The sequence below is a fragment of the uncultured Lactobacillus sp. genome, assembly GCF_947367085.1.
Taxonomy (GTDB): Bacteria; Bacillota; Bacilli; order Lactobacillales; family Lactobacillaceae; genus Lactobacillus.
Map to the genome: position 1 here is coordinate 19,790 of NZ_CANBCP010000023.1, position 7,395 is coordinate 27,184.

The following is a 7,395-nucleotide window of genomic DNA, read 5'->3' on the forward strand; positions in this document are numbered from 1 at the left end:
CAGAATTAATTCTGGGGCTTTTTTGGTATGATAAAGACGTACTGGAAGCTGCAAATAATCGAGGTTAGATTATGCAAAATTTAAATTATAAAGTTGATGGGCAAAAAGTCTTTGTAAATTGTACAAATAATAAATTTGAACTTACAGTTTTGACGCCTGAAATCATCCGAATATTTCAAGATCGAGGCTTTAGTCAAAATTCGTATGCAATTGAAGGAAAGAAGATTCAAACAACAGATTTTGAAATTAGGGAAAATGAAGATCATTTGGAGTTAAAAACAAGTGAATTGATTGTGGATATTTTTCCTGATAGTAAAATTGATGTCTATGATAAAGATAAAAATCCATTAGTTTTGGATTACCGCAAAAAACGTACTCCCTTAGATCGTCAAATGAGCCAAGATCAAAAGCGTCTTGCTGAAGCTGAGGGCCATGATGTTAGTGGAAATTTACTGAAGACTGATAGGTATTTTGAGGTGGTAAAAAAGTTAGCTAACGATGAACAATTCTATGGGCTTGGGGATAAGACAGGCTTTTTGAATAAACGCCACTATGCTTATGACAATTGGAATACTGATAATCCGGCTCCACAAGTGGAAAACTTCACCCGCTTATATAAGTCAGTTCCGTTTTTATTAGGACTCAAGAACGGCCATCCCTATGGTTTGTTTTTCGATGATACTTATAAGTCTCATTTTGATCTAGGAAAAGAAAGCGATAATTATTACTTTTATTCTGCATCTAGTGGCAACTTAGATTACTACGTAATCGGTGGAGATAGCTTAAAGAAAATTGTGGAAAACTATACTTACTTAACTGGTAAAACGCCGCTTCCCCAAAAATGGACTTTGGGTTATCAACAATCACGTTGGGGATATAGTGTGAGTCAAGAGCGTGTTGAACGAATCGCTGAAAAATTGCGCGAATATGATTTACCTTGTGATGTGATCCACCTTGATATTGATTATATGGACGGTTATCGCGTTTTTACATGGCGTAAGGATACTTATGAGGATCCGAGAGTTTTTGTTTCTAAGCTGAATAAATTAGGCTTTAAAGTTGTCACAATTATTGACCCAGGTGTAAAAAAAGACGATAAGTATGGTATTTATCAAGAAGGCGTAAAAAAGGGCTATTTTGTTCAAAATCCTGACGGGACCATTTATGTTAACCGTGTTTGGCCAGGGGATGCGGTCTATCCAGATTTTGGCCGTAAGCAAGTTAGAAAATGGTGGGCTGATAATTGCAAATATCTTGTCGATATTGGCGTTAGCGGCATTTGGGATGATATGAATGAACCAGCTTCATTTAACGGTGATATTCCAGACGATATTGTCTTTAGCGATGAAGAAAAGAAGGCAACTCACGCCAAAATGCACAATGTGTATGGACACAACATGGCCAAGGCTACTTATGAGGGACTAAAGAAATACTCGCATAAACGTCCATTTGTAATCACACGGGCTGCTTATGCAGGTACACAAAAGTATTCCACAATCTGGACCGGAGATAATCACAGTTTGTGGGTTCATTTACAAATGATGATTCCCCAATTGTGTAATTTGGGATTATCGGGTTTTTCTTTTGCAGGTACTGATATTGGTGGTTTTGGAAGTGATACAACTCCAGAATTATTGACGCGCTGGATTGAAGGAGCGGTTTTTAGCCCATTGTTTAGAAACCATGCAGCTTTAGGGACACGTAGTCAAGAGCCTTGGATTTTTGGAGAGCCGACACTATCGATCTATCGTAAATATTTAAAATTAAGATATCACCTGATTGACTATTTGTATGATCTTTTTTATAAAGAAAGTCAAAATGGCTTGCCTATTATGCGTCCGCTGGTTTTGAATTATCCTCAAGATAAGCAAGTGTGTGACTTAAATGATGAATATATGGTAGGTGACGCTTTATTGGTTGCTCCCGTCGTTGAGCAAGGTCAAACCAAAAGACTAGTTTATCTGCCTGAAGGAAGCTGGATTGACTTTTGGGATGGTAATGAATATCAGGGCAAAACAACTATAATAGTTGACGCTCCCATTGATAAATTGCCATTGTTCATTAAGAAAAATACTATCTTACCCTGGAATAAAGAAATGACGCACGTCAAAGATGAGCCAAATTCAGAAATTACGTTTAAACTTTATGGAGATAACGGCAGCTATCAGCATTATCAAGATGATGGCACTGATTTTTCTTATGAAGATGGAAAATATAATCTTTATGATATAAATATTGGTGCAGAAAGTATTGATATTAATTTGCTTCATCATGATTATCCGCTTTATAAGAATATTTATGTGGAACTAGCGAATAAGAAAGTTAGATTTGCGCTTGAACATAATAAATATGTGGAAAAATAAGCTATTTATAAAGCATCTAGAAAATAGATGCTTTATTTTTTGCATTTTTTGTCATATATAGTTGACATTTATTTGAAAAAGTCTAATATATATGACATAAACAATGTCACATATAAATGATACATGGAGGAAATAATGAGAATTTCACAAGTTAAAAAGGCAATTATCTACATGTTAATAATTATTGCAACTGCAGGCTTAGCTGTACAAATTGCTATGAACAACTTTTTAGACATAAAAACTGCTCTATATTTATTAGTTATGATCGCTTCGATAACTACTTGCGGCAGAATTAAAGAAAAAAAGAAGAAAATCAAAAAATAGAAATGAGTGATTAATATGAGAACTAAAAAATGGTGGAAGAGGTTTTTAACTGATGCTTTGCTAATTATGGTAGGTGTCTGGATTATCATTACACTAGGTGCTTGGATTCAAACAGGAAAATTTCCAATAGTATCATCTGAAGATTTGCCGATTTTAATTGGGGTCTATTTATTTGCTGGAGTTGTTTGTGGATTAAGCTTATCAGCAGTAATCAACTATTTTAGAAAATAATCATATAAACTAGGTGATAATTTGAATTGTGTAAAAGAATTTCGAAAAAAGAAAGGCTTATCGCAAATGGCACTAGCTAAGGAAATTGGTGTAGCGCGACAGACGATAAATTTGATTGAGAATGATAAATATAATCCTTCGCTGGATTTATGTTTACATTTGGCTCATACATTAGATACAGATTTAAATTCCTTGTTTTGGGATGGTGAGAATTATGAAGAAAAGTAGCTTATTTATTAGATATATGAAATTTTGGTATGGTATTGAAGGTCCATTAGATGAGTATAAACGTACGCAAATGGAGAGAATCGGTAATAACGCCTTTTTCTTAACATGGATTCCAATGAACTTCTTCTTTTTATTATCAATGGCTCTAAATTCATTTTTCAATAGTAAAGTTGCTTATTTAACTATGATGTTTGGCTGGGCTGCTACGTTGTGTGTATTTAGTGGTTATACTAATCATGAGATAAAAAAATATGGATTAAATACTAATGAAGTCGAAGAAAAAGATTTAGTCCAAGCTAAAAAAAGAGCTAGAATTCGGGGCTGGATCAGCGGGCTATTATTTGGATTTCTTGGAACGATTGTTTTGAGCTGGAATAATGATAGTAAATTATTTTCCTGGGCTTCTTTAATTGTATTTGTGTTAGGTACAGTATTTTTTGGACTATTTGCGTCAATAATGTTTTCAAGCAGAATCAAGGTTATTAAAGAATAAAATAATAAATTACTGCTTAACAATATAAAATTATTGTTTTACAATAATTTTATAAATGAAAGAGGCGGTAATAATGAAAAATTTTGTTTTAGGTATTTTAAATATCTTCGCTTGGATTTTTGAGTTTATATTTGGATTAGGGACGATTTTATCGATAATTATGGGGATCATATTTCTAATTCCAAATATTCAAGCAACTTTCTTAAAGCAAGTTCCTAACCTCAAAAATGTCACAGGTACAATTTTTCTTGTTGTTTTTGCTTTAATTGTTTCAGCTGTGATGTGTGCAGCTTTATGTTGGGGGATTAGAGCAATTAGATTAGTTATTAGAAACATTAACCAAGATATTTATTTTGACCAATCCAATTTGGATTTACTGCACACTACCTTGATTAGCTTAAGTGTATTTACGGTGGCTGATTTTATTGAAGCTTGTTTAATTGGTGCAGCTAAGTATAATTTAAAAGGAAAGCCAAATTTAAATTTAGATTTTTCAAATATAGTATATAGTTTGATCGTTCTGGGAATCATTTATGTGATTTATCTCGTATTTAAGAATGGATTAAAGCTTCAAGAAGAATCTAATAAGATTATTTAACTTGAGGTGTCAAAATTGATTGAGGTAACTTTAGATTACATGCTTTTAAAAAGAAAAATGACTTCTAAAGAACTTGCCGCAGAAATTGGTATTACCCCAGCTAATTTATCAATTTTAAAAACTGGTAAGGCCAAAGGTATAAGATTTGAAACTTTGGACAAAATCTGCCAGGTCCTCGACTGTCAACCAGGTGATATTTTAAAACATACAGATAGTGAATAGATGATAATACTACTTTTGATTGATGAAAGTAGTATTTTATTTTGAATTTAAAACGATTATGATAGTATCTAGATGGCAGAAATAAATTTTAAACATTGAAGTAATCCAAGTTAAGGGGGCTTTGTGATGATTTATACCGTTACAGTTAATCCAGCATTAGATTATGTAATTCAACTAAACCAAGTAAAAGCAGGAAAAATAAATCGTTCTAAAGATTGTCAATTTTTGGCTGGAGGCAAGGGAATCAATGTTTCTCAAGTCTTAAACCAATTGGGCGTCGATAATACTGCGTGGGGATTTATTGGAGGTTTTACTGGAAAAGAACTAGTTCGCCAGTTAAACGTTAAGCAGATCGTTAATGACTTCGTAACGATTTCAGATGATACGCGCGTAAATGTAAAGATCCATGCTCAAAAAGAAACAGAAATTAACGCTGCGGGACCTAAAATTGATGAACAAGAAATCACAGCCTTTAAAGCACGTTTAGATGACTTAAATAAAGGTGATATTGTAGTAATCAGTGGAAGCCTAACTCCAAGTTTACCTAAAGATTTTTATGAACAATTATTGCCAACAATTAAAGAGGCAGGAGCTGAGTTTGCAATTGATACTACTGGACAAGCTTTGTTAGATAGCTTGAAGTATCAACCACTCGTTATCAAACCTAACCAACATGAATTAGAGCAATTGTTTGATACTGATTTAGTTAATGAGGAAGATATATTAAAAGCTGCCAAAAAACTGCAAGAGATGGGCGCCCAAAATGTTTTAATTTCTCTTGCTGCTAATGGCGCTTATCTTGTAACAAAAGATCATATTTATTATGCTAATGCAGCTCAAGGAATAACAGTCAATTCTGTTGGAGCTGGTGATTCAATGATTGCTGGTTTTGTGGGTACTTACTATGAAACTCAAGATGCTGTTAAAGCTTTGCAAGTTGGAGCAGCTTGTGGGGGAGCCACAGCATTTAGCGAAGGAATTGGCGTAAAGAGTCAAATTGATACTCTTTTACCACAAATTAAAGTTCAAAAGATCCGCTAATAATACTTTGAACAATTTAAAAATAAAGCCTTTTTGGTTAATAAAAACACTACTAGAATGTAGTGTTTTTTAGTATAGTTGAAAGATAGAGTTTAAATAGAAAATTGAGGAATAACGATGATTAAATTAATTGCCACTGATATGGATGGTACTTGGCTGAAAGCTAATAAAACTTATGATCATGAATTATTTAAAAAAGATTTTGACTTGATGAAGAACAATAATATTAAATTTGTAATTGCTAGTGGTAATCAGTATGAGAATATTTTTGCACGTTTTCCAAAAGAATACAGTGAACAAATGTATTTTGTCGCTGAAAATGGTGCATTAGTTGCTGCAGGTAGACAAATTTTGAAAATTGAAAATTTAAGTCCGGATCTTTATGAACTTTTGTTAAAGATCGCAGATGAATCCGGTTATCCAAGCATTGTTGCTGCCTTGACAAGTGCTTATGTTTTGAAAAAAGACGGAAAAAAACACTTTGAAGACAACAAGCGCTATTTTAGAAATATAAAGCAAGTGGATAGTTATGATGAAGTAGATGATCGTGTATTTAAAGTTAGCTTGATTGTTCCTAAAGAAGAAATGCCTGAAGTTTTAGCTAATTTAAAAGAAAAATATCCTCAGGTAGGGTTTGTGGCTGGAGGATACGATTCAATAGATATGTCTACCCCTGGAATGAATAAAGCATTTGGACTAAAATATTTGAGTCAAAAATTAGGCATCGAAAGCCAAGATATGGTTAGTTTTGGTGATAGTGAAAATGATGTTGCGATGCTTAAATATACTGGTCAGAGTTTTGTGACTTCAACAGCTTTACCAGTAGCCAAAAAAGCTGCTAAACAAATAATTGGTTCAAGTGAAGATAGCAGCGTCCAAAAAGAAATAATTCACTTACTAGAAAGATAAATTTCTTGACAGAAAATTGTTTTTAGATTATTCTGATAAGATTTAAAATTTTATATTTTGAATTAATAATATATTTAGTAAGGAATTTAAATTTATGAAACTAAAAAAAATTATCGCACTCTTCAGCTTAATCGGAGCGCTATTTTTACTAGTGGGCTGCTCTAAAAACGGTGGCTTTAGTAACAATCAATTAAAAATTGTGACCACAACTAATGTTTATGCTGATATTGCAAAAAATATTGTTGGAAAATACGGCAGTGCTCAGGCTATTATTACCAAATCTACCACTGATCCTCATGATTTTGAGCCAACAACAGCTGATGCTAAAATAGTTAGTCAAGCTAAAATTGTAGTTGCTAATGGTCTGGGTTATGATAGCTGGATGAATAATCTAGCTAAGTCTTCTGATAAAAAAGTAGTCTTAGTTGGTGAAGATCTAATGGGGCTAAAAAAAGGTGACAATCCTCATATTTGGTATGACTTAGAGATGCCCACTAAGTATGTAGATTATTTAGTAAAGCGCCTTTCCAAATTAGATAAAAAGCATGCAGATTATTTTAAGGCAAATGGTAAAAAATATTTGGCCAAGATTAATAAAATCAAGCAATTAGCCAAATCAACCGATGGTAAAAATAGTAAGCCGGTTTATGTCAGTGAACCAGTATTTGATTATGCTTTAAAAGCAGCTGGATATAAGATTGGTGACAAGGGCTTTGAAGAAGCGGTTGAAAATGGGACTGATCCAAGTCCAAAGATGATTAACACTATGAATAATGCGATTGATAAGCGTCAAATTGCATTTTTTGTAAATAATACTCAATCAAGTAGTTCAACTGTAAATAACTTTGTTAAACGTGCTAAAGCACATGACATCCCCGTTTTAGACGTAAGAGAAACTATTCCAAATAATACAACTTATCTAACTTGGATGAGAGAAAACTATACAAAACTAGCTGATATTTCTAAAAAGTAATAGGATGTAGATA

At 33.0% G+C, this 7,395-nt stretch carries 10 protein-coding genes; all 10 read left to right on the forward strand.

Annotated features, from left to right (window positions below; all coding sequences use genetic code 11):
• Positions 1-71 precede the first annotated feature (71 nt).
• A complete protein-coding gene (locus Q0Y70_RS05345) occupies positions 72-2,363 on the forward strand; it encodes a glycoside hydrolase family 31 protein (RefSeq protein ID WP_297817810.1) in 2,292 nt (763 codons plus the stop codon).
• A 135-nt stretch (positions 2,364-2,498) separates the two neighbouring features.
• Positions 2,499-2,687 (forward strand): hypothetical protein, encoded by a 189-nt coding sequence (locus Q0Y70_RS05350; RefSeq protein ID WP_297817812.1) that lies wholly within the window; start codon positions 2,499-2,501, stop codon positions 2,685-2,687.
• A 15-nt stretch (positions 2,688-2,702) separates the two neighbouring features.
• Positions 2,703-2,918, forward strand: a complete 216-nt coding sequence (locus Q0Y70_RS05355; RefSeq protein ID WP_297817815.1) for a hypothetical protein — start codon at positions 2,703-2,705, stop codon at positions 2,916-2,918.
• Between the two features lie 21 nt (positions 2,919-2,939).
• Complete coding sequence (locus Q0Y70_RS05360) at positions 2,940-3,146, forward strand: helix-turn-helix transcriptional regulator (RefSeq protein WP_297817818.1); 207 nt, start codon at positions 2,940-2,942, stop codon at positions 3,144-3,146.
• A complete protein-coding gene (locus tag Q0Y70_RS05365) occupies positions 3,133-3,639 on the forward strand; it encodes a DUF3278 domain-containing protein (protein WP_297817821.1) in 507 nt (168 codons plus the stop codon). Before Q0Y70_RS05360 ends, Q0Y70_RS05365 begins: the two co-directional genes overlap by 14 nt.
• Before the next feature lie 73 nt (positions 3,640-3,712).
• On the forward strand, positions 3,713-4,237 hold the full coding sequence (locus Q0Y70_RS05370; RefSeq protein ID WP_297817824.1) for a DUF2975 domain-containing protein: 525 nt from the start codon (positions 3,713-3,715) through the stop codon (positions 4,235-4,237).
• Between the two features lie 15 nt (positions 4,238-4,252).
• Complete coding sequence (locus Q0Y70_RS05375; protein WP_297817827.1) at positions 4,253-4,459, forward strand: helix-turn-helix transcriptional regulator; 207 nt, start codon at positions 4,253-4,255, stop codon at positions 4,457-4,459.
• 126 nt (positions 4,460-4,585) lie between these two features.
• Positions 4,586-5,500 (forward strand): 1-phosphofructokinase, encoded by a 915-nt coding sequence (gene pfkB, locus Q0Y70_RS05380; RefSeq protein WP_297817830.1) that lies wholly within the window; start codon positions 4,586-4,588, stop codon positions 5,498-5,500.
• Positions 5,501-5,617: 117 nt separating this feature from the next.
• Complete coding sequence (locus Q0Y70_RS05385) at positions 5,618-6,409, forward strand: Cof-type HAD-IIB family hydrolase (protein ID WP_297817833.1); 792 nt, start codon at positions 5,618-5,620, stop codon at positions 6,407-6,409.
• A gap of 94 nt (positions 6,410-6,503) precedes the next feature.
• Positions 6,504-7,382, forward strand: coding sequence for a metal ABC transporter solute-binding protein, Zn/Mn family (locus Q0Y70_RS05390; RefSeq protein WP_297817836.1), 879 nt, complete (start codon positions 6,504-6,506; stop codon positions 7,380-7,382).
• The last annotated feature ends 13 nt before the right edge of the window (positions 7,383-7,395 follow it).

Bases quoted from the DNA above. Each gene is read 5' to 3' on its own strand.
- Q0Y70_RS05345 (WP_297817810.1), top strand. From the start codon at position 72: ATGCAAAATTTAAATTATAAAGTTGATGGGCAAAAAGTCTTTGTAAAT.
- pfkB (WP_297817830.1), top strand. From the start codon at position 4,586: ATGATTTATACCGTTACAGTTAATCCAGCATTAGATTATGTAATTCAA.
- Q0Y70_RS05355 (WP_297817815.1), top strand. From the start codon at position 2,703: ATGAGAACTAAAAAATGGTGGAAGAGGTTTTTAACTGATGCTTTGCTA.
- Q0Y70_RS05350 (WP_297817812.1), top strand. From the start codon at position 2,499: ATGAGAATTTCACAAGTTAAAAAGGCAATTATCTACATGTTAATAATT.
- Q0Y70_RS05390 (WP_297817836.1), top strand. From the start codon at position 6,504: ATGAAACTAAAAAAAATTATCGCACTCTTCAGCTTAATCGGAGCGCTA.
- Q0Y70_RS05365 (WP_297817821.1), top strand. From the start codon at position 3,133: ATGAAGAAAAGTAGCTTATTTATTAGATATATGAAATTTTGGTATGGT.
- Q0Y70_RS05370 (WP_297817824.1), top strand. From the start codon at position 3,713: ATGAAAAATTTTGTTTTAGGTATTTTAAATATCTTCGCTTGGATTTTT.
- Q0Y70_RS05385 (WP_297817833.1), top strand. From the start codon at position 5,618: ATGATTAAATTAATTGCCACTGATATGGATGGTACTTGGCTGAAAGCT.